General features: G+C 34.7%; 22 protein-coding genes, 2 rRNA genes and 1 pseudogene. 12 read left to right on the plus strand and 13 right to left on the minus strand.

All coding sequences use genetic code 11. The features are described from left to right. Positions 1-160: 160 nt before the first annotated feature. Together ABWU29_RS03410 and rrf are read left to right on the plus strand one after the other, a co-directional pair. Positions 161-2,926, plus strand: a 23S ribosomal RNA gene (locus tag ABWU29_RS03410). Between the two features lie 66 nt (positions 2,927-2,992). Then, positions 2,993-3,099, plus strand: a 5S ribosomal RNA gene (gene rrf, locus ABWU29_RS03415). A gap of 85 nt (positions 3,100-3,184) precedes the next feature. On the opposite strand, the gene ABWU29_RS03420 is transcribed toward rrf, so the two are convergent. The 3 genes and pseudogenes from ABWU29_RS03420 to rpmH form a co-directional block, all read right to left on the minus strand. Beyond that, positions 3,185-3,448: a hypothetical protein gene (locus ABWU29_RS03420; protein ID WP_141456820.1), complete on the minus strand. Its 264-nt coding sequence runs from the start codon at positions 3,446-3,448 to the stop codon at positions 3,185-3,187. Between the two features lie 85 nt (positions 3,449-3,533). Next, a pseudogene (rnpA, locus tag ABWU29_RS03425) lies at positions 3,534-3,857 on the minus strand (ribonuclease P protein component); the annotation flags it as partial. A gap of 19 nt (positions 3,858-3,876) precedes the next feature. Next, positions 3,877-4,011 carry a 50S ribosomal protein L34 gene (rpmH, locus tag ABWU29_RS03430; RefSeq protein WP_006279898.1) on the minus strand — a complete coding sequence of 45 codons (135 nt, stop codon included), beginning with the start codon at positions 4,009-4,011 and terminating at the stop codon, positions 3,877-3,879. A gap of 107 nt (positions 4,012-4,118) precedes the next feature. Here rpmH and pstC point away from each other — a divergent pair, with 107 nt between their 5' ends. From pstC to ABWU29_RS03450, 4 genes are all read left to right on the plus strand, one after another. Next, positions 4,119-5,207 (plus strand): phosphate ABC transporter permease subunit PstC, encoded by a 1,089-nt coding sequence (gene pstC / locus ABWU29_RS03435; protein ID WP_038199744.1) that lies wholly within the window; start codon positions 4,119-4,121, stop codon positions 5,205-5,207. Positions 5,208-5,308: 101 nt separating this feature from the next. Continuing rightward, the gene (gene atpD, locus ABWU29_RS03440; RefSeq protein WP_015588864.1) at positions 5,309-6,736 is read left to right on the plus strand and encodes a F0F1 ATP synthase subunit beta; all 1,428 of its coding nucleotides are present in this window, start codon (positions 5,309-5,311) and stop codon (positions 6,734-6,736) included. Between the two features lie 12 nt (positions 6,737-6,748). After that, positions 6,749-7,093: a F0F1 ATP synthase subunit epsilon gene (locus ABWU29_RS03445; RefSeq protein ID WP_015588865.1), complete on the plus strand. Its 345-nt coding sequence runs from the start codon at positions 6,749-6,751 to the stop codon at positions 7,091-7,093. 426 nt (positions 7,094-7,519) lie between these two features. Further along, complete coding sequence (locus ABWU29_RS03450) at positions 7,520-7,699, plus strand: ankyrin repeat domain-containing protein (RefSeq protein WP_223823054.1); 180 nt, start codon at positions 7,520-7,522, stop codon at positions 7,697-7,699. A gap of 176 nt (positions 7,700-7,875) precedes the next feature. On the opposite strand, the gene ABWU29_RS03455 is transcribed toward ABWU29_RS03450, so the two are convergent. From ABWU29_RS03455 to ABWU29_RS03470, 4 genes are all read right to left on the minus strand, one after another. After that, entirely contained in the window at positions 7,876-8,061 is a 186-nt protein-coding gene (locus ABWU29_RS03455) for a DDE-type integrase/transposase/recombinase (protein WP_338062968.1), read from the minus strand. Between the two features lie 447 nt (positions 8,062-8,508). Continuing rightward, positions 8,509-8,643, minus strand: a complete 135-nt coding sequence (locus tag ABWU29_RS03460; protein WP_007548509.1) for a hypothetical protein — start codon at positions 8,641-8,643, stop codon at positions 8,509-8,511. Then, a complete protein-coding gene (locus tag ABWU29_RS03465; protein ID WP_007548354.1) occupies positions 8,640-8,774 on the minus strand; it encodes an IS3 family transposase in 135 nt (44 codons plus the stop codon). Before ABWU29_RS03465 ends, ABWU29_RS03460 begins: the two co-directional genes overlap by 4 nt. 209 nt (positions 8,775-8,983) lie before the next feature. Then, positions 8,984-9,913, minus strand: a complete 930-nt coding sequence (locus ABWU29_RS03470) for an AEC family transporter (protein WP_353280129.1) — start codon at positions 9,911-9,913, stop codon at positions 8,984-8,986. A 473-nt stretch (positions 9,914-10,386) separates the two neighbouring features. Between ABWU29_RS03470 and ABWU29_RS03475 the strand changes: the two genes are divergently transcribed. After that, on the plus strand, positions 10,387-11,550 hold the full coding sequence (locus tag ABWU29_RS03475; protein ID WP_353280130.1) for a multidrug effflux MFS transporter: 1,164 nt from the start codon (positions 10,387-10,389) through the stop codon (positions 11,548-11,550). Positions 11,551-11,577: 27 nt separating this feature from the next. Here the strand turns inward: ABWU29_RS03475 and prfA are convergent, their stop codons facing one another. Next, a complete protein-coding gene (prfA, locus tag ABWU29_RS03480; RefSeq protein ID WP_353280131.1) occupies positions 11,578-12,657 on the minus strand; it encodes a peptide chain release factor 1 in 1,080 nt (359 codons plus the stop codon). A gap of 98 nt (positions 12,658-12,755) precedes the next feature. On the opposite strand from prfA, the gene yihA reads away from it, so the two are divergent. From yihA to ABWU29_RS03505, 4 genes are all read left to right on the plus strand, one after another. Next, on the plus strand, positions 12,756-13,349 hold the full coding sequence (yihA, locus tag ABWU29_RS03485) for a ribosome biogenesis GTP-binding protein YihA/YsxC (protein ID WP_015588868.1): 594 nt from the start codon (positions 12,756-12,758) through the stop codon (positions 13,347-13,349). 4 nt (positions 13,350-13,353) lie between these two features. Continuing rightward, positions 13,354-14,265, plus strand: a complete 912-nt coding sequence (argB, locus tag ABWU29_RS03490; protein ID WP_015588869.1) for an acetylglutamate kinase — start codon at positions 13,354-13,356, stop codon at positions 14,263-14,265. Positions 14,266-14,657: 392 nt separating this feature from the next. Further along, positions 14,658-15,119 carry a dUTP diphosphatase gene (dut, locus tag ABWU29_RS03500; protein WP_141456865.1) on the plus strand — a complete coding sequence of 154 codons (462 nt, stop codon included), beginning with the start codon at positions 14,658-14,660 and terminating at the stop codon, positions 15,117-15,119. Between the two features lie 78 nt (positions 15,120-15,197). Further along, complete coding sequence (locus tag ABWU29_RS03505) at positions 15,198-15,836, plus strand: hypothetical protein (RefSeq protein WP_015588871.1); 639 nt, start codon at positions 15,198-15,200, stop codon at positions 15,834-15,836. A 118-nt stretch (positions 15,837-15,954) separates the two neighbouring features. Here ABWU29_RS03505 and nusB read toward each other — a convergent pair whose 3' ends face one another. From nusB to yidC, 3 genes are read right to left on the minus strand one after another with little or no spacing between them, the layout of a single operon-like run. Beyond that, positions 15,955-16,437, minus strand: coding sequence for a transcription antitermination factor NusB (gene nusB / locus ABWU29_RS03510; protein WP_015588872.1), 483 nt, complete (start codon positions 16,435-16,437; stop codon positions 15,955-15,957). After that, positions 16,437-16,865: a 6,7-dimethyl-8-ribityllumazine synthase gene (locus ABWU29_RS03515; protein ID WP_015588873.1), complete on the minus strand. Its 429-nt coding sequence runs from the start codon at positions 16,863-16,865 to the stop codon at positions 16,437-16,439. The genes nusB and ABWU29_RS03515 overlap by 1 nt, the downstream gene beginning before the upstream one ends. Further along, entirely contained in the window at positions 16,843-18,552 is a 1,710-nt protein-coding gene (yidC, locus tag ABWU29_RS03520) for a membrane protein insertase YidC (protein ID WP_015588874.1), read from the minus strand. Before yidC ends, ABWU29_RS03515 begins: the two co-directional genes overlap by 23 nt. A gap of 134 nt (positions 18,553-18,686) precedes the next feature. On the opposite strand from yidC, the gene ABWU29_RS03525 reads away from it, so the two are divergent. Continuing rightward, the gene (locus tag ABWU29_RS03525) at positions 18,687-19,190 is read left to right on the plus strand and encodes a TIGR02281 family clan AA aspartic protease (protein ID WP_353280132.1); all 504 of its coding nucleotides are present in this window, start codon (positions 18,687-18,689) and stop codon (positions 19,188-19,190) included. Between the two features lie 6 nt (positions 19,191-19,196). Here the strand turns inward: ABWU29_RS03525 and secF are convergent, their stop codons facing one another. After that, on the minus strand, positions 19,197-20,072 hold the full coding sequence (secF, locus tag ABWU29_RS03530; RefSeq protein WP_353280133.1) for a protein translocase subunit SecF: 876 nt from the start codon (positions 20,070-20,072) through the stop codon (positions 19,197-19,199). Positions 20,073-20,278: 206 nt separating this feature from the next. Then, complete coding sequence (locus ABWU29_RS03535; protein WP_174516768.1) at positions 20,279-22,333, minus strand: hypothetical protein; 2,055 nt, start codon at positions 22,331-22,333, stop codon at positions 20,279-20,281. Positions 22,334-22,370: the final 37 nt, after the last annotated feature.

The raw sequence follows: 22,370 nt of genomic DNA on the forward strand, positions 1-22,370 counted from the left end.
GTTTTGTGCAAAAAGGCGTTGACATATTATTTATTAGGTTATAACATATAAAAGATTAATTTAGTTTTTAGATGTTTGACAAGTTTTATGGTAGAGATTAATTTAATCTCAATTCAATTTTAATAATATTTAACTCTGCATATTCTGCATATAGTCGGATAAATAAATTATTAAGAGCACTTGATGGATGCCTTGGCGTTAAGAGGCGATGAAGGACGTGGCAGGCTGCGATAAGCTGTGGGGAATTGTCAACAAATTTTGATCCGCAGATTTCCGAATGGGGAAACCCAACTAGTTTAGCTAGTTATTACGTACTAAGTATGTAAAGCAAACTTGGTGAACTGAAATATCTAAGTAGCCAAAGGAAAAGAAATCAACCGAGATTCTGTTAGTAGTGACGAGCGAAAGCGGAAAAGGCTAGTGATTTAAGAATAAGAATTAGAATACTCTGGAAATAGTAACCATAGAAGGTGATAGTCCTGTATAAGTAGAAAGTTTTTAAATCCTTGAGTAGAGCGGGGCACGTGAAATCCTGTTTGAATATGGGGGGACCATCCTCCAAGCCTAAATACTCCTTAACGACCGATAGTGAACAAGTACCGTGAGGGAAAGGTGAAAAGAACCCCGGGAGGGGAGTGAAATAGAATCTGAAATCAAGTGCTTACAAACAGTTGGAGCTCTATATCAATTTATTGATATTTAGAGTGACAGCGTACCTTTTGCATAATGGGTCAGCGAGTTAATCTATGAAGCAAGCTTAAGCCGTTAGGTGTAGGCGTAGCGAAAGCAAGTCTGAATAGGGCGTTTTAGTTTTATGGATTAGACCCGAAACCAAGTGATCTAGTCATGACCAGATTGAAGGTGTGGTAAAACACACTGGAGGATCGAACCAGTTAATGTTGCAACATTATTGGATGAGTTGTGATTAGGGGTGAAAGGCCAATCAAACTTGGAAATAGCTGGTTCTCCGCGAAATCTATTTAGGTAGAGCGTTGTATGTATGTTGTTGGGGGTAGAGCACTGGATAGACTAGGGGGATTCACCGTCTTACCAAATCTAACTAAACTCCGAATACCAACAATTAATTATATAGCAGGCACACTACGGGTGCTAAGTCCGTGGTGAAGAGGGAAACAACCCAGATCACTATCTAAGGTCCCAAAATTACAGCTAAGTGGGGAAGGAAGTAGAAAAACCATTACAGCTAGGAGGTTGGCTTGGAAGCAGCCATCCTTTAAAGAAAGCGTAACAGCTCACTTGTCTAAATAAGTTTTTCTGCGCCGAAAATGTACCGGGGCTAAAGCTGTATACCGAAGATGTGAGTGCTTATTGATTTCGATCAATAGGCGCGGTAGCGGAGCGTTCCGTAAGTCTGTGAAGGTGGTTTGTGAAAACTGCTGGAGATATCGGAAGTGAGAATGCTGACATAAGTAGCGTAAAAGAGTGTGAAAAACACTCTCACCAAAAATCTAAGGGTTCCTACGTTAAGTTAATCTGCGTAGGGTTAGTCGGTTCCTAAGGCGAGTCCGTAAAGGAGTAGTCGATGGCAATTAGGTTAATATTCCTAAACCTCTTAAGTGTGACGGGTTTCGTATTTGTATAGATCTTATTGGATTGATCTATGCTTAAAAGAAGCTCCAGGAAATAGCACTTATATTTATGAGGCCGTACCGCAAACCGACACTGGTGGATGAGTAGAGTATACTAAGGTGTTGAAAGAATGATGTTGAAGGAACTCGGCAAATTATACCTGTAACTTCGGAAGAAGGGTAACCTGCTTTTAGGCAACTATGAGTAGGTGGCACAAAATAGGGAGTAGCGACTGTTTACTAAAAACACAGGACTCTGCAAACACGTAAGTGGAAGTATAGGGTCTGACGCCTGCCCGGTGCTGGAAGGTTAATAGGAAGGGTGCAAGCTCCGAATTGAAGCCCCAGTAAACGGCGGCCGTAACACTGACGGTCCTAAGGTAGCGAAATTCCTTGTCGGGTAAGTTCCGACCCGCACGAATGGCGTAACGATTTCTCCACTGTCTCCAACATCACTTCAGCGAAATTGAATTCCCCGTGCAGATGCGGGGTACCCGCGGTTAGACGAAGAGACCCCGTGCACCTTTACTATAGCTTTACATTGCTATTAAAAGTGTGATGTGCAGGATAGGTGGGAGACTTTGAAGTTATGGCGCTAGCTATAATGGAGTCAACCTTGAGATACCACCCTTTACACTTTTGATATCTAACTATGTTTCATTATCTGGAACTAGGACATTGTATGGTGGGTAGTTTGACTGGGGCGGTCGCCTCCTAAAAAGTAACGGAGGCGTGCGAAGGTAAGCTAGAGCTGGTCGGAAATCAGCTTGATAGTATAATGGCATAAGCTTGCCTGACTGCGAGGCTGACAAGCCAAGCAGAGACGAAAGTCGGTCATAGTGATCCGGTGATTCTGTATGGAAGGGTCATCGCTCAACGGATAAAAGGTACGCCGGGGATAACAGGCTGATGGTGTTCGAGCGTTCATAGCGACGACACCGTTTGGCACCTCGATGTCGACTCATCACATCCTGGGGCTGAAGAAGGTCCCAAGGGTTCGGCTGTTCGCCGATTAAAGTGATACGTGAGTTGGGTTTAGAACGTCGTGAGACAGTTCGGTTTCTATCTGCCGTGGGTGAAGGAAATTTGAGAAGGTCTGACTCTAGTACGAGAGGACCGAGATGGATATACCTCTGGTGTACCAGCTGTTATGCCAATAGCATCGCTGGGTGGCTATGTATAGATGGGATAATTGCTGAAAGCATATAAGCAAGAAACCCTCTTCAAAAAGATTTCCCAATTAAGGCCGTGGAAGACTACCACGTTGATAGGCTAGGTGTGGAAGCATGGTAACATGTGAAGCTAACTAGTACTAATAGCCTGATTGATTTATTTGCTTTCTATATGTGTGTATGCAGTGTTAAATATTAAGTTAAAATTGTTAAGTTAGAAATTTTTATTGACTTGGTGGCTATAGCAAAAATGAACCACCCGATCTCATCTCGAACTCGGAAGTGAAACTTTTTAGCGCTGATGGTACTTGAAAAGGGAGAGTAGGTCGCCGCCAAGTTTATAAAAATTTCTTTGTTAATTAGACAGTAGGTATACTTATATTTTAACTTTCTTGTTTTGTTACTATTCTTTAAGTTTTTACTTTAACTATGATATCTTTTTTTTCTTATATGTTCTTGGTCATTTTCTACATTATTTAGCATTGTTCCTACTTCCCCTAATTGATTCCCTTTTGAAGGAGAATTACTGATTTCTGGTAATATTACATTACCTCCCACTTTTTTAAATAATTCTTCTTGTTGGCGAAATGCTGACCTCCAATCTGTTCCTGTTCCTTTAGGAAGAAATAAGAATTGATACATCTGACCAAAGCCTGTGTTATTTACCTCTTTTATATGCTCTACCATTCATCACACCCATTAACTATTTTTAAAAATTTTACCTATATTATCATAAAAAATATAGTTGTAAATACCTTAATTGAGATTTTTTTTATTTTATCTTTTTTAAGCAAATAGTTAGATCTTTTTGTAAATTTTTATAACTTGCTTGCATAATGTTTCTATGAGTTAGTATTATGTAGTAGTGCCCTATATTACTTATATTTAAAATGCTAATTTTAGCAAGCATTCGTAGTTGCCTTTTTATTTTATTTCTTTTTGCTGCTTTTCCGGTTTTTTTACTGATAGCCAGACCTACTCTAATAGTATGAATGTACTTTTCAGGTTCTCTTTCTTTTATAGCGTACAGTGATATATAAAGCCCACGATAAAAAAGACTGTTGAGTGCTAACTTATTTTTGAAAGCAGAAGAAAAATCTTTTTTTTTATACTTACTATGCGCATAATTTGTTACACCCTAATGAACGGCGCCTATTAAGGATTTTTCTTCCAGCTCTTGTTGCCATACGTGAACGAAATCCGTGTCTGCGCTTTCTTATCAAATTTTTTGGTTGAAATGTTCTCTTCATTGTTTTTATATTAATATAATTATTTATTTTAAATTGTTTTACTTTATTGTCAAATAATGGTGAACTTGTATGACATTTTCGTAGAATAAAATTTGATGCATGGAAGAATGAATTCGGTGATAGTCATACCTGTCTTACTAATCCTTTTATTTTGTTTTAGTAGGTTTCAAGAAGTAAATAAGGTTAAATCTTATCTATATCTTAGTTGTGTATGGATGCTAACTTGGTTGTTAGTATTCTATAATAATTGTTTTGTAACTTTTATTTCTATAGCGTTACTTTTTTTCATGCTTGCTTTTATCTTTAAAAATAAAAGAAATAAGATAATAAAACTTTCGTTATTTGTGGCTTTGGCCATATCATTTTTTATCACTTTATTTATAATGCTGTCTATTTTTATTCAATCCATTAGTTTTTTTAATAAAGTAGCTATTTCAGAATTCTTGTTTTGCTTGAAATGGGGCCACAATGTAGTCACTATCAATGAAGAGAAGATAGGATGTTTTGGTATAGCGCCGCTTTTAGTTGGTACATTACTTATAACTATTATAGCAATGTTAGTTGTCGTTCCGCTTGGTTTATTTTCTGCAATATATATTAGTGAATATGCGAGTGAGAAAGTGCGTTATATTGTTAATACAACTTTGCAAGTTTTGTCTGCTATTCCTACGGTTGTATATGGATATTTCGCGGTTGTGTTTTTGTCTTTCTTTATAAAGCAGGTAGCAAATTTTTTTGGTTTAAGTATACACTCAGAAAGTGCCTTAGTTGCCGGTTTATCGATTGGGATAATGATTCTTCCTTTTATTATTTCTTTACTCGAAGATGCCATAAGATCTGTTCCAAAAAGCTTGCGTTATGGCTTCATGGCACTTGGTGCAACTCCAGCGGAAACTATATGGCATATAACAATACCTTATGCAATGCCTACAATTTTAAGTGCAATTTTATTGTCAATTTCAAGAGTGATAGGTGAAACAATGATTGTGCTAATGGCTGTGGGAATCAACGCAAATTTGACTTTTAACCCTCTTAATTCAGTTACTACCATTACCGTGCAGATCGCTACATTACTTACCGGAGATCAGGATTTCAATAGTGTACAAACTCTTGCTGCTTATGCGCTTAGTTTAGTATTGTTTATTATTACTTGGCTATTAAATGCATTTGCATTGTTTGTAATGAAGCGTAACTAGTAAGCGTTTTAATGTTGCAAAATTTCTATTAATAATATAAAATTTATTTTCTTTAGAAGTTCTTTTATGGAATTATAGTGTTAGGTGATAAAAATAAAGAGATGAATATAGGTAGAGCGATTAAGGTAACTCAAGCAGTTGTTGATATAAAATTTGAAGGTGAATTGCCTAAAATATTTAATGCTTTAAAAAGCAAACTAAAATATAAGGATAAGGAGCTGGTTTTAGAAGTTTCGCAGCATATAGGTGACAATATAGTTCGTTGTATTGCTATGGATAGCACAGATGGCATGTCAAGGGGGGATGAATTTGTTGATACAGGTGCACCAATATCGGTGCCAATTGGGCGTTCAACTTTAGGAAGGATTTTTAATGTTGTTGGAGAGCTTATAGATGAGTGTGGTCCACTGAAGGGAAAGTATAACTTAGAGCCTATACACAGAGCACCTCCAAGTTTTACTGAACAGAGAATACAGGAAGAAGTTTTAGTTACGGGAATAAAAGTTATAGATCTTCTTGCACCTTATCTTAAAGGAGGAAAAATTGGCTTATTTGGTGGAGCCGGTGTTGGTAAAACAGTCCTAATAATGGAATTAATTAATAATATAGCAAAAGCTCATAAAGGATTTTCTGTGTTTGCCGGGGTAGGGGAGAGAACGCGTGAAGGTAACGATCTTTATCACGAGATGATCACTTCAAATGTAATAAATATAAATGAGCATGAAAAATCTCAAGCTGTTTTGGTTTATGGTCAGATGAATGAGCCTCCTGGAGCAAGGGCTAGAATTGCTTTAACAGCACTTACTATGGCAGAGTATTTTCGTGACCGTGAAAACCAAGATGTTCTATTTTTTGTGGATAATATCTTTAGATTTACACAAGCTGGTTCTGAAATTTCTGCTTTACTTGGAAGAATACCGTCAGCTGTTGGTTATCAGCCAACCCTTGCAACTGATATGGGTGCAATGCAAGAAAGAATAGCTTCAACAACTTCTGGCTCTATTACTTCTGTGCAAGCTATATATGTTCCTGCGGACGATTTAACTGATCCAGCCCCAGCAACTACATTCTCTCACCTTGATGCAACCACAGTGTTGTCAAGGCAAATAGCTGAAATGGGAATATACCCTGCTGTTGATCCACTTGATTCAACTTCTCAGTCTTTATCTGCTGAAATCATTGGTGAAGAACATTATAATGTAGCTTCTGAGGTGAAACGTATATTGCAAACTTATAAATCACTGCAAGATATTATCGCAATACTTGGTATGGATGAGCTATCTGATGAAGATAAAATTATTGTTGATAGGGCTCGTAAGATTCAGAAATTTCTTTCTCAACCTTTTCACGTTGCAGAAATATTTACTGGCATGCCTGGTAAATTTGTTTCACTTTCTGATACTGTTTCCAGTTTTAAAGGGATTGTTGAAGGCAAATATGATCACTTACCAGAGGCTGCTTTTTATATGGTGGGGAATATAGATGAAGCAATAAAAAAGGCTGAATTAATACAAGCTGAAGCTAAATAAAAGTTAAAGATTATGAATACTTTTAAAGTGCAATTTTTCTCTCCTGATGATCAAATTTCATTCAGTGGAGTGGTTTCTCTTTCAGTAACTGGGCTCGAAGGGGAGCTTATGATTTTAGCTCACCATGCTCCTTACTTAATTTATTTATTGCCTGGTATGATTACTGTTAAAATGAGTAACCAAATAGAAAAGAAGGTTGTAATTGATAGTGGCGTATTAGAAGTTGCAAATAATAATTGTAGCATTATAACAAGTCAAATTCAGGTTTTTGATCGTGCAATTCATGATGAGAAATCGTTTAAAAATAAGAGAATTAGTATATATTTAAGTTATCTTGATGAGAAGTTTCTTTCTTAGTTATTTTAGGCAAAAAGTCAATTATCATTCAAGTGGCTATAAGATTTTTGCTCAGGGGGCTCTTTTTTGTCATCCCAGAAACCCCGGGGTGTCATCCCAGTGTCGGAGTACTTTAGGTGTATGATCCCAGAGTGTGATGGTATGGGACCATACACCTAATCAAATAAAAATTAAAGAAGGAGAGTTGGTTGTAACGGTTGGAGATAACGACTTTGTTTTACCTGGAATTTACGTTGGATAAACTACAAAAAATAACAGGTAAAAATCAACGTAAATTTAAGATAAATCGATTTTATTAGTATTATCAAATCAAAATCTGTTTTTAATTAATCAATAATACTTTTTTACATATTTTCATCCCCTTTCATGGATTTTTTAATTTTATAGATGATATCTAATATTATTAGAAGCATTGTAAAATATCTTATGAGAAAAGTTATAAAATATATTAGCATTATTGGTATTGCATGTTTAGTATTGTTATTTTTTATATCTAATGTGGAAACACGCGTAAAAACACAGGAAGAACAATTATTCCTAGCTGTAGAAGATGGTAATGCACAAGAAGTAAAACTATTACTCAAAAATGGTGCAGACCCAAATTGACCTTACCCAGAAAAAGTAGAGAGAAAGTTAAGACGTTTTTATCATGAGAATAAATTGTGCAGGAATGCAATAGTTAATAGTAGAATGTCTACGTTATTTGTTATAAAAGATTTCTATGTATTCAAATATGGCAGTTCTGGTTTGTTGAGCGAGAAGTATCAATAAGCAGCTCCCTTTTAAGTGAACTTTTCTGCAACAGAGTTATCGTAACAACAGCCCTTATGGCTCATGCTGGAAATGATGTTTTTTGTATTCAATAGAAATTGGTAATTTTGAGAGGTATACTGTGACCCTTGATCGCTATGTAACAGCAGATTTTTATCGGGTTTGCGTTTATCAACGGCCATCAATAAAGAATCTATAACTAATTATCATGTTACTCATTAACCACCATGCGTGAATATAGGTCAATTATTGCCGCCAACAACCTTCTTTAGTTTTTATGTAGGTAATCCCAAACTTTATTTGGCTGATCAGTAGTAAAATTTTGATCCAATGTGTTCGGAGCCACAACTCGGTTGCTTATTTGCTGTTTTTTATTTTTGAACCTTCGTCTAAGCTTGGTTTTAATGCCATTTTCTTGCATAACACTTTGTACTGTTTTAATTTTTGCCTAAAGCTTTTAATTCAGCGTGAATTTTAGGGGCTCCATATCTGCATTTAGAATGCTTGATGTATTTTTTGAATATCTGCTAGAAGCCCTTCTTTTGCTAATTCTTTACTGCTTTTTTCCTTAGCAACCAATACCACCAGTACAAAACCCTACATAGTTCCTGTGTTTTATAGCAATTTCTATATAAAAGAATACTTTACTCTTTTTCTTTGCCCAGGGCTTTTTTTAAGATGTCTCTTTCTCTTATTAGCTCTTTTTTTAGATCAAATCTTTCTTTGTCATAAGGAGCCTTTGCCTGGAAATGCGTATGCTCCAGACATTTTTCCATCATATTTTCTTACTTAACATACTGCCATCTATACCTAGATCTTTTGCTATTTTTGTACTTGCTTGACCTGTTTCTTTAACCAGCTTAACAGCTTCTAATTTGAATTCTGCTGTATATTCTCTTCTATTTGTCATATTTTGAAAAAACGTTTTATTTTACTCCAAAAACGTCTTAACTTTCTCTCTACTTTTTCTGGGTAAGGTCAATTTACCGCCGCGGCGCTAACTAGTAGCGGGATGACGGGTTACCAAATTGTAGAAGTTGCTTTAGCTATAAATTCAAGTTTTATCAATGTCTTGTGTTGTTACCCAAATAATGGTTGTGCAAGCGCTTAATTTTTTGATCAAAAAGGAACAAGTTTAGTAAAAAATAATGATATTATTAGTGGAACATAAAACAGTCCCACTGCAGTACTGATTAGAAGCAACAGAGTAGCTTTATCTGGTTGATAATTCAAAATATTAGCAAGTATTATACTGGACCCAGAAACTGGAATAATAGCCAGCAACATCAGTGCTTCATATATGCTCTCATCGTATATACCTATAACATGCTTGTCTAAAAGGACAATTCCTAAAACAAACAGTGGCCAGAATACGTACTTTGCTGTAATAGTGATCAAAGCAAGCTTCCAATCTATTTTAAAGCTTGCAATATTCGCAATGCTCACTCCAAGTAGCACCATTCCTAATGTGACAAATGTACTTCTAATGTTCATCATAACATCTGTTAAAAAAGTAGGTATTTGTATATCGTATATACTTAAAAAGAAGCCCAGAACCATCGCATAAAGCGAAGGAAGTTTGAACAACTTTAATATGCATTCTTTTGCGGTATAAATACCATTTGCAGCTATGTAAAATCCTAAGCTGTTTTCAAATAGCGCCATTCCTATATAACAAACAACATATACAGATACTGAATCTTCATCAAATAAAGCCATGGCAATCGGCAGGCCAAAATAACCCATACTTGTGCTGCCCGAACTAAATGCTAATATGTTTCTCGTGTTATCCTTAAATAAAAAAGAAGAAAGATAATACACTGATAAGGACATAGTGCTACCTATAAACCATATCAAAATCGGCAGAGAAATTACTTTTAAATTAACTTCTGTATGAGAAACTCCATATAAAATCACTATTGGATTAGCTATATAAAAGAGTATTTGAGATATAGTGTTTCTATCAATTTTAAGACATTTTCCTGCTAAATAACCAATAAATATCGTAATATAAATAGGTAATATTTTTAGGAAAAGAGTAAAGAACATACTAGCCTATTGTGATACTTTTGACTGATAAAGTTATATTAGATCTTAAGGTATTGTAAAAGTAAACAAAATTTATTTTCCAATTTATCCAGCTCATAGTTAATTAAAAAAGATTCACTTGGTGCCAAAATTCGTTTTTACATAGGACTTAAGAATGACATTTTTATGATAAAATTATGTTAAGTTTCTATAAAGCTTCTTGCATATTTTTGAATAATGACATATTTACTAAAAATTAAACTGCTTGTAGTAATTTAGACGGACTGTTGAAAAAGTAAGAGGAAATAAGTAAAGTTAGGACAGAGAGTAAGAGCTTTAACATAGTTGTCATATTTTTCTTTAATTAACCCTAGTGTCCAATTTATCCACCATTCCTTCACATGAGGTGTTTCTAACCATTTTAATAACAGTAAAAAATGTTTTCTTTCAACGCTTTAAATGTGATATTTTTATTCATTAATTAAAAATCTCAAATGTTACTACCATTTCTGTTAATCCTGTCTCTCATTGCCAAGTTCATTGAAATTGACATTTCCGTACCTAGTTTTCCTGATATGGTGCACTATTTTAACGTACCGGAAGGCATAATTCAATTAACTATTGCTTATAATTTCCTAGGCTTTTGCATAGGAGGGTTGTTTTTTGGTCCATTGTCTGAATGCTATGGCAGAAGGAGAATTATGATCATAGGTAACACTTTGTTATTAATCGGCGCTGTTGGTTGTGTTTTTGCACCGTCGATTTTTTGGCTTTTAATCTCTCGCTTTGTTCAGGGCATTGGTGTTAGCACATCTGTAGTTGTGTTTGCAATCGTTGCAGACAGCTACAAAGGCAACGAAGCGGTGAAATTTATTGGAATCATGAATTCTGTTCTTACAGTTGTCATGGCAATTGCGCCAGTGTTAGGCAGTTTCATCAATGAAATTGTAGGATGGCGTGGTAATTATGCAACTGTTGCAATACTTTGTTTGATCTCTTGGGTTTTGCTGCTTTTAGCGTTACCAGAAACAAAAAAGAACCGCGATATTTTCAGTTTAAAAAAAACGATGAAAGATTACAGAAAACTACTATCTAATCCGAGGTTTGTTACGTTGTCTTTGATGTCAAGCCTCTTTTCTGCTGCGTATATGTCATTCATTACTTGTGGACCTTTTCTGTATATGAAGACTTTTGGTTTATCTAGCACTATTTATGCACTACATCAAGGTGCAATAGTTGGGTGCTTCTCACTCATCAGTCTATTTGCTGGCAAAATCTTGCAGAAACTTGGAGCAATAAAGTGTGTAATTTCTGGTACGAGCGTGGGTGCTATTGGGTCTCTATTGCTTGTAATATTCAGTATAATTGTACCCCACTCTTTCTACTTAGTAACACTGTCTATGATTATTTTTTCTATCGGTTGTGCAATTTTCCAGCCAGTGATTTTTAATGCATCAATAAATGTTTTCCCTGAAATTAAAGGCACAGCTTCTTCTGCAGTCTCGTTCATTAGAGCTTTTATCATGGCTATTTTTATCGGCTTAACAAGCTACATTTACAATGGTCAAACAATTAGTGTAGCTGTTCTTGTTTTATCCGCGATAGTACTAGAACTTGTTTTTACTGTCTATCTATTGCGTTTAAAAGATCCTATGTAATTAATAAAGATATTCCATTGTAGGCTGCTAACTTTCCCCTGCCAATCTTTCTGCTTCATTACGTGAGATTAATGGCTCAATAAATTCATCTAGTTCGCCTTCTTTTATAATCTGCTCTAGCCGATGTGAAGTTAGATTAATTCTGTGGTCTGTTATTCTTGATTGTGGGAAATTATATGTTCTTATGCGCTCGGAACGATCACCAGAGCCAATCTGACTTTTCCTCATTGTTGACCTTTCCATTTCTTTTTTTTGTCTTTCAATTTCGTATAGCCTTGCCCTCAATACTTTGAGCGCTTTAGCTTTATTTTTATGCTGCGATTTTTCATCTTGCTGTATCACAACTATCCCTGTTGGCAAGTGGGTGACCCTTACTGCGCTGTCAGTTGTATTCACTGATTGCCCTCCAGGACCACTGGATCTATAAACATCTATTCGTAAGTCTTTTTCTTCTATTTTAAAGTCAACTTCTTCTACTTCAGGTAATATCGCAACAGTAGCGGCAGAGGTATGCAACCTTCCTGAGGATTCAGTTTCTGGCACTCTCTGTACTCTGTGCACCCCTGATTCAAATTTCAACCTTGCAAAAACTTCTGTTCCATTAATGAGTGCAGAAGCTTCCTTATAGCCACCTATACCTGTATTAGAAATGCTTATTGGCTCGAACTTCCAATTTCTTCTTTCTGCATATTTTTGATACATACGAAATAACATTGCTGCAAATAATGCTGCTTCTTCTCCGCCTGTACCTGCTCTAATTTCTAATATTGCATTTCTTGAGTCATCTTCATCTTTGGGCAGTAATGCTAACTTTAATTTTGCTTTTATTTTTGGTAATAATACCTTCTGCTTTTCGAAAAATTCTTCTTTTGCTAACTCTTTTATATCACCTTCGCTGTTTTCATCTTTCATTATTTCTTCTAAGTCTGAAATTTCCTCTTTCAGCGTGTTATATTCATCAATTATCTTGATTATTGGCCTGAGCTCAGAGTATTCCTTTGAAAGGGTAATGAATTCTTTTTGACTTAAATTGGTAGGATTTTCCAAATTCCTCTCTATATCATTAAATTTTTTCTTTAAGTCTTGTAAATTATTTTCCATATCCATATAGCACAGATCTAGCTAAGTAATATATACTGAAATAAAAAATTTCTTATATCAAGCAATAACACTATAATATACCTACTACCTTCTAGTTGAATATAATGGCAAAACAGATAACATCAAACTGCAATTTCATATTTGGAGCTTCGGACATAAAAACATTACCAGATGAATCGGCTCCAGAGATTGCGTTTGCTGGTAGATCAAATGTAGGAAAATCCAGTCTGATTAACTTACTGATAAACAGCAAAAAAGCTGCCAGAGTTTCCTCTAAACCTGGATGCACTAGACAAATAAATTTTTACTCTATGTACAATGATAAGTTCAGGCTTGTTGACCTGCCAGGGTATGGTTATTCTCATGCAGGTAAGGAGGAAATTATACAATATTTAAACTTAATTGAGTATTATCTAATTCAAAGAAGAAATCTAAGAAGAGTGTTTGTGTTGATAGATAGCAAGGTAGGATTAAAAGAAATAGACAAAGACTTCATTTATTGGTTAATATATAATAACATTAACTTTAACATTGTGCTAACAAAAATAGATAAAGTAAGTCAAAAAAGCTTAGGTGCTGTTATAGAAGATATTCAAAAATGGATTAATAATGAGAATGTGTCAATTCATCAAATGAGCATCCGTGTTAAGCATAAAATAACCAAGGTAAGAGATGAGTTTTTCAAGTTTACAAGATAAAAAAATGAAGAGTAGCGAATTTTTAAAGGGTGAGGTATCATTTGAACAAAAAGCAGAAATATTACTTGAAGTGCTATCTAACATACCTAGCTTTGTAGGCGAGACTTTTGTCATTAAATGCGGTGGTACAATAATCTTAGATGAAACACTATTTAATACTTTTGTGCATAATGTTGTCTTGTTGAAGCAGCTTGGTATAAATCCGGTAATAATTCATGACGGAGAATATGAAATTAACTCGGTGTTAAAAATGCTGGGTATGGACAGTAAGTTTGTGAATGGTATCAGACTTACAGACAAAGACACTATGAAAATCATTGAAATGGCACTGTGTGGTTCAGTTAATAAAAAAATTGTTCAGTATATAAATTCTGCTGGTGGTTCAGCTATTGGATTATGTGGAAAAGATGGTAACTTAATTAAAGCCGAAAAAATAACCGCTACGCTTAGAGAAGATAGATCAAATAATATCGAAAAGATATTAGACATGGGGTTCATCGGTAGACCCACTGAAATCAATCCTGATATATTATTTTTTATTGAAGAATCAGATTTTATACCAGTTATTGCACCAATTGGTCATGGAAAAGATGGGGAAACATATCATATTGATGCCGATAGCACTGCAAGCGCAATCGCAATCGCAGTTTCTGCATCTAAAATGATAATCTTGAGTGACACAGATGAAGAAATAGATAAAATTGGTGGCAGGAAGATATCTGTTAAAAATTTAAATGCATCGATTGATTGTGGGAAAATTAAAGGGGAAAAATTTATTGAAAGGCTTATGGCATACGTTAAAATGGCGGAGGAATGTGCTGGAGTTGTTCACATAGTTGATGGTAGAATACCTAACATTATGCTTGATTTATTTACTGAGAGTAATGCAAGCATATCGATTGTGAGTGATTTATAGCTATACTGCTTACAACTACACGAATACCAAGAGGGTGTCATTCAAGTAGCTGACACTGGAATGACAGCAATCTACGTCATACCGCGATTCATTCGCGGTATCTCTAGATCCCGCTAACAAGTAGCGGGATGACGGTTGTCAGGGTGTCATCCCAGTGCCCAGACACTGGGATCCAGAAGACTTAATTTCAACCAAGTGGCTGCATAATAAGGACTAGATTCCAGACTGGAATGACATCATAGGGGCACTGGGATGACAAAAAAAGGAGCACTGAACTTGTCAAGGAATTTTATGGCCTAGCGTCACGCGCTGGAATGACATCATTTACATTTATCACTTTTGCAGATACAATTTACATGCTATAATTGAGTCTTCATAGATGGTAAATTGGAGTGCAAAGAAGTAAAATTAAAGTAGAAATAAAAAGATTATCACACGAAGAAGACTTGTCTCTTCCATGTTATGCAACTACGCAGAGTGCTGGTATGGATCTTTATGCTGCATTGAATGACTCTGCTGTTTTAAATCCACTTGAGAGATTACTTATTCCAACTGGAATTGTGATTGCAATACCAAACGGTTTTGAGGGGCAAGTACGCCCACGTTCTGGTCTTGCTGCAAAACATGGAATCACTGTCTTAAACTCTCCGGGCACTATAGACTCTGATTATCGAGGTGAGGTTAAAATTTGCCTAATTAATCTAAGTAATCAACCATACGAAATAAAAAGAGGAGATAGAATCGCACAAATCCTTATTTCTCCGGTATCTCAGGTAATTTGGGATGACAGAGAAGAGTTCTGCACAGAAGAAACCGGTCGCAATGCAGGGGGCTTTGGCTCAAGTGGTAGGTAACTTACGAAAAAGCTTGACTATGACAATTTTTTTATACACAATTTAAGCATATTAATATTTTATTAAACGAGGTCGTTTATGCTAACTTTTCAAAATCACTGTGGTCAATTTCACAAAACAAATACTGCACTTGTTGCACTTACTTCTTTGTATGTCATAGGCGCAGCAATAGCACTTTCAGCACCATATTGGGTGTCTTCAACTTGCATGCTTACTCCACTTGCAGCTTTTGCAGCTACACCACTTGGAATCGGTATATTAGCAATTGTTGCTGTTGCACTAACTAGTCTAGCAATATACGCTATCAGCAAAAACAATAAAACATCTGAGTTGAAAGCTCCGAAGATTGTTATTAAGGATGGTACAGTAATGTTACAAGTAACAAAAGAAGTGCATGAAGATATAAAAGCAAATAACCAAAACAAGAATGAAAAAGGTGAGGTTATAAAAGATAAATATCGTATAAACTTCAGCTTAGAAGGCAAAAATTACTATGTTACTGGTGAAATTGGTGATGGTAAAGCGGAGTTTGGTGATACTGTATTCTTAGGTATAAATTCACTAGAAGTGAAAAACAAAGAAGGTAAGTTCGAGACAGTAGATAAAACAGAATGGAATAAAACATTAGGTTTAAACAAAAATGAGAATAAAGGAGTTAACACTTATTTAGGCTCGCTTATTGTTGAACAAGTTGCTTCTCAACAACAAGGAAAATAGACAGTATGGCCAAGTGAAGTAAAAGAGGCAGGCTAAGTCTGCCTCTTTATTTTTTAGTGTCAGTTACTCAATGGGAATTGCCTTAAAAAATAAACTTTTATATAGTTGTGAGAAGCTGCTAAGGATTTTTATTTAATTTAACTGCATCTTTTGCCTTATCCAATAACCCATTAATAAAACCAATTTCGCTTGGTTTATCAAGTAAATCAGATGCAATGTTAGTATATTCATTAATGACAACTGGAACTGGCGTATCACAATTAGCTAACTCACATATTGCAACACGCAAAATAGATAAGCTTATAAGATTTAACCGTGAAAGGGACCAACTTGGGTGTAAATAAGACTCTATTATTTTATCATATTCTTCACTGCTTTTTATAACCTTATATAACAAGTTTTCTAAGAACTGATGTTCAAATTCTTCACATTCAAATATATCTTTCAACTTATTTATGTAGTCCTTAAGCTCACAATTTCCCAGTTTAAAAGTGCTTTTGTTGTAACCTACGAAAATATTTGAATAAGCAATTTGTACAGCAAGAAATCTTGCCGTGCTTCTTTTTATGCGCCACTTTTTATCTACTGGTTTTTCCTCCATTATTTTAATTTATTGTGTAAATCTATCATATGCAAAACAGTTGAGGCTGCATGGCCACCAACGTTCTTTTTGTTTTTATCAGCTCTAACTAGTGCTTTATCTTTGCTGTCAGCGGTAATTACGCCCATACCAAGGGGCATTGCATAATGCATAACAACTGCATTTAAGCCTTCAATTACTCCTTTACAAACATATTGATAATGATCGGTTTCACCGCGAATTACGCACCCAAGAGCTAAATAACCATCATAATTAGTATGCCCACTCTTGACTGCAAAAAGAATTGTAGCTGGTATCTCAAATGTACCAGGAACCTCAACTACATCGTAACTGGCATTACTGCCTTTTAATTTATCAATTGCACCTTCAAGCAAAAGGTTCGCTATTTCAGTATAATAAATCGAATTAACTATTAGTATTCTCGACATTTACTACCACTTTTTTTGTTAAAAACAACTTTATTAATGATTGTTGAATTAGAGTTATAATATTACTAAATATCCAATATATTACCAGGCCGGCAGGAAAAGAAGAAAAAATAAAGACAGAAATGTAAGGTAAAAACTTCATAACATTTACTTGAATATCATCTTTACTGGTTTGATCTTTCTCACTTAGCTTCTGCTGAATTATCATGGTGGCACCGAAAATTATAGGTAAAATGCCTATAGAAATAGGAAAGTTATAATTAAACAACCCAAATAATGTAAAGATGTTCGTTGGGTCAGGAGCTGAAAGATCCTTAATCCATAAAAAAAAAGGAGCATGCCTCATCTCTATAGTAACAAATAATACTTTATATAGAGCAAAAAATACCGGTATTTGTATTAGCATGGGAAAAATGCTCGACATTGGATTTACGTTGTTTCTCTTAAACAATGCAATTGTCTCTTTATGCTGCTTTAAGCTGTCATTTTTATACAACTCTTTTACACGAGTTAGCTCAGGCTGCAAGCTTTTCACCTTGAACATTGAAACATATGATCTATTAGATAAGGGAAGCATCAAAAGTTTGATTACTAAAGTCAGCAATAATATTGCTAAGCCAAAATTCTTTAAAACGAAGTTAAAGTATTCAAGCAGTAAAAACACTGGTTTAGTTATAAAGTAAAGAACACCAAAATCTACAGCTTTATCAAACAAAGGTATATTGAGAGTATCCTTATAAGAATCCAGTAAATTCAACTTTTTTGCTCCAGCAAAAAAATAATTCACATTAGAAGTGCTTGCACCAGGAAGTATACTCTTATAAGACTTAACAAAATCTACTTGAAATTTATCAATATCATTAGCGTTAGTATGTTTAATGCTTACATTTATTTTATCAGATTTTTCAGGTATGATGGCTGTGAGCCAGTATTTATCAGCAAAACCAAACCAATTTTTTTCACTTGTATTTGCTTTTATTAAATGTTTCTTGGAGATATCCTTATACGTCCACTCCTCCAGTTTATTATCAAATGCACCCAGTACTCCTTCATGGGATATCCAATAAGATTCGTTGATATTGTCACGTTTACGGTTAATTTTACCATAAGGAACCAAAACTACATTATCTTTTGTGTTATTTTCAACAATCTGCTCAATTTTAAACATGTAGTTATCGTCAAGGCTAATTTTCATTTTAAACACAATGCCATTTTCATTATCCCAAAATAAATTGACCTCTTTTTGATTGAGTTTCTCTGCTTGCCAAACTGCCTTAGAATCTGGAACTTTAATCTTGTTATTCGGATCGAGCCACCCAAATTCTGCGAAATATACATCTTTTGATTCTGCAGGTGACAGTAACACCACTTGTGGAGAAGAAGAATTCGGTTCTAAGTGGTAATTAGTTAAAATTAAGTCATCAAACCTTGCACCTTTCAGAGAAATTGATCCTTTAATCATGTTATTGGTTAAACTAACCCTCTGTTCTCGAGTAGAATTAATAATTTCAGAACGATTTTGGTATATTATAGGAGCAAGGTCGTTAAAAGATTCGATATGTTCAATATTTTCAATCAATGGCTGGTTTTGGTTTGTACTAAAAAAATTATCATAAATAATACGCCAAGACACCATGATTAACATGGAAAGGATAGCTGCCAAAATTAAACTTTTTGCTTCTGACATGAAATTAAATCAAACATATCTTCTTAAAGTGTATACTAAATATTGTACTAAAACAATGAAATTTACTTATTTTTAATAATAACTTTTAACGCTAATCTTTAAAATTTATTTTAATAGCTTCAAATTTTAACAATATGAACGCGGTAAAAAATCTAGTTATTTGGTTACTAATAATAGCCACTACTGCAATGCTTATTGATTCACAAAGGGACAAATTAAGCGACAGATTTCTCAGTACTTTTTTACCATATAAAGGAAGAATTCAAAATAGTGGAAGTATCGAATTTACGAAATCATACGATGGACACTTTTATATTCAGGCTCAAGTCAATGATAGCAATATAACGTTTTTGCTTGATACTGGAGCAACCGATATTGTTCTATCACAAAAAGACGCATTACATGCTGGTATTAACTTACAAAACGTTCAGGATTTTAAAATATATGAAACTGCGAAAGGTCAAATAAAAGCTGGAGTGGTCCAAATACCTCAAGTTAAAATAGGAAATTTTTTGATTAATGATGTACAGGCAAGCGTTAACACTCATTCTATGTCTCATTTACTACTTGGAATGAGCTTTTTAAGGTATTTTCATTTCACTATAAGAGATAATAAGTTGATATTATACCGCGACTAAACACTTCTACAATCTACTTATCAAAGCTCTGTAGGTCAATATAGGAGCAGAAATAAATATTGCAGAACAAGTGCCAATCAAAATACCAAAAAAAATGATCAAGCTGAAGTCTCTCACTGCATCTGTGCAGATTAATACCAAAGGAAGAGCAGCAAGAAGGGTTGTACCAGAAGTTAATATAGTGCGAAATAATGTAGTGTTGATACTTGCATCTACTACCTCACTCATCCGCCCACTTTTACCACTCCTGCGATACTCTCGAATCCGATCATATATAATTACTGAGTTATTGATTGAATAACCAATGACAGTAAGGAGAGCTGCAACTGATGAAATATTAAACTCAATGCCAGTTAGGCTAATAAAACCAACAGTTAAAATCACGTCATGAATCAGTGCTGTTATTCCACTGAATCCACATTGCCAATTAAATCTAAACCAAACGTAAAAAAATATTCCAACAATCGCGATCAACATGGATAACATTCCTTCAAATATTTGTGTTGAGCTTATTTGTGGGCCAACATAGTCTATTTTACGATAGCTTATTGAGCTCCCCAGCTTTTCTTCTAGTATGCTTTTTATCTTTTTGATTTTATCTTCATCTCCTTCATCTTTAAAACGCATGACTAAATTATCACCCGCTTTTAAACTTTGCACTGTAAAACCATTTTCTTTTAATGCATCGAGAATAGAGTGATTCTCATCTGAAGATTTTATCTCTATCAAAATCCCGCCTGCAAAGTCTATGCCTAAGTTCACTCCACGCAGCACAACAGTGAATATTGAAAAGATGATAAGAACAATGCTAATTAATGCAGTCAAATCCCTATATTTACTAAACTTGATATCGAGGTTATCTGGAATGAGTCTAAGTGCCATCTTCTTTAATTAAAGTAATAATTTGAATTCTATATACTTTTCAAAAAGTTCACTAGTTTATTTTGTGATTGTTTGACTATGTAAATTTTTCTGTCAGTTATTCTTGTCTGTCAATTAAGTTCTATCTAGTGCAAACTTTGCAATTTTGAAGTACATTACAAGAGCAAAATACTGCCAATTTGGCCCATCATTTTATCTCTGCAAGCTTATCCCCCCCTTGCTATGTTAGCAACGCAACCTAAGCTAGGTTCCTTCATAGCAGTGTTAGGTACACTGCCATATCTTTCAAAACTTTCATGCTCTATAGCTTCCTCAACACTTTTTCCTCCTAAAAGACAGTTTTCCCCTAAACTTTTTCCCCTATTTTTTAACTCATTAAACCTTGCTCTGTTTTCCCCATCAATCTCCACTTTTATTTTATTGCTGCCTTTCTCACTAGGACTTAGATAAATACTTATCTCTCCTACCTCAGTAGTAAAAGACATTTCAATACCACCTTTTGAGACATCCATGTAATTTCTTTTTCCCCCTATTTCTTCTACATTTTCAACTCTTACTATACTTTCTCCAATTTTGAGTATGCCAACTCTTAAATTTAAGTCTTTGGCTTTTTCATTGTTTAGGATTTCTGCAACTTCAACAATACTATCTTGCGAGTACTCTATACAAAAATATCTATTATCCTTGTCTACTCCTAATACATTTTGAGTCTGCTTGCTTTTGTTTACAATACTTTCATATGCTAAACCTTTTAGCTTGCTTTCAATTTCCTTACATTTCTCAGAAAGACCATCATCAAATCCATTACAAGTAACTATCTGCTCAAACTCATTCCCATCGAAAAAATTATGGCGTTTTACTTTCCCACCTTCTAACAATAAATTACTAACAATGCTTTTGATAATGTCCTCTTCGGACACTTCATTTTTTTTGTTACAGTTTTGACCTTTACTTTCTTTGTTACAGTTTTTATCTTTACTTTGATAGGGAAAGTTATCAAATACAAAAGTGTTACTTCTGTTACTTATATGACTACCACTAGTAAGATCTTTTATTTCTTCAAATACTGTATTTGTTACAGTTTTGTTACAACAACTACATTTTAAATTTAACATTACTTCTTTTTCTAAGTATTTAGCTACTATGCACTTAATACTTTCTGGAGTATTTTTTATATCTTTTTGTTCATTTTGTTCTGTTATACCTCTCACCTCCCCACAGCATTTATCAATCAGATCCTGTTTACTTTGAGTTAACGACATTTTTAGTTTCATAAAAAGTGAGTCTTTTAGAAAAGGATTATCATCTTCTAGGTCCCGATCATTTTCTGAATCCAAATCATCTGTTAACTCCATTGAATCAAGATTACCTGAACTATAGTACGAACCCTTTTTTGAGTCCGAACTATCTTCTGAGTTTCCATCACTATCTGACCAATTGTCAACTTTCGGAAATTCTGAGCTTTTCTGTTCACCTTCAAAAGTCTGATTACTACCGTCAGCGCCCTTTGTCAAATTTTCTTTACTTTCACAAGAACCATCTAAACCATAGCCCTCATTCCCTTTTGGATCTGAATCATCTGGATTACAATCAGAAGTTATTTCTGTATCTTCAGAAATCTGTTGATTATCACTTTCACCTAACAAACCACCATTTGTTGGATTACATACATTTTCTGTATATTTTTGATTATTTTGTGCTTCTATTTTCTCCTTTTCGTACAACAGTTTAAACTGATCCTCATCGTCAGAATTGTGACCTGAATCACAAATTACATGATCATTGCAGGTAGAATTATGCTCTTGACTAATCAAGGAAAGCTGAATTAGATTGCTAAAAACAATATTATCTAGCTGTACTGAATCAGTACTTTCAAAAATTTGTGGATTATTACTTCCGTTTGGCAAATTACCTGATAAACCAGTCTGATGATTATTTTCACCTACCCAACCATCAGTTGGTGTTGGAATGCATATTCCTGTATATCTTTGGCTATCAAGAGAATCATTAGTTAATTGTACTGCTGTATAAGTTGTCCGGTCATCCTCATCATCGGAACTAATACCTGAATCATGGCCATCACCTTCTTCAATCTTTTGAGTTTCTATATCGTGTTCATTTATTTCGCTCGACGAATCATAGTTGGAAGGGTTATACTGTTGATTAGGACGTTTAAAAATTTGACGCCAATCGCTGTAAGGCTCCTTAAAATCGAAAGGAGTGCGTATAACTTTTTCCTTGCCTGATACCCCACCATTCATATTGTATAACCATTACTCACTAATCCCTTAGTGAATA

Origin of the sequence: Wolbachia endosymbiont (group A) of Phasia obesa, from assembly GCF_964028125.1 — a bacterium.
Classification (GTDB): domain Bacteria; phylum Pseudomonadota; class Alphaproteobacteria; order Rickettsiales; family Anaplasmataceae; genus Wolbachia; species Wolbachia pipientis.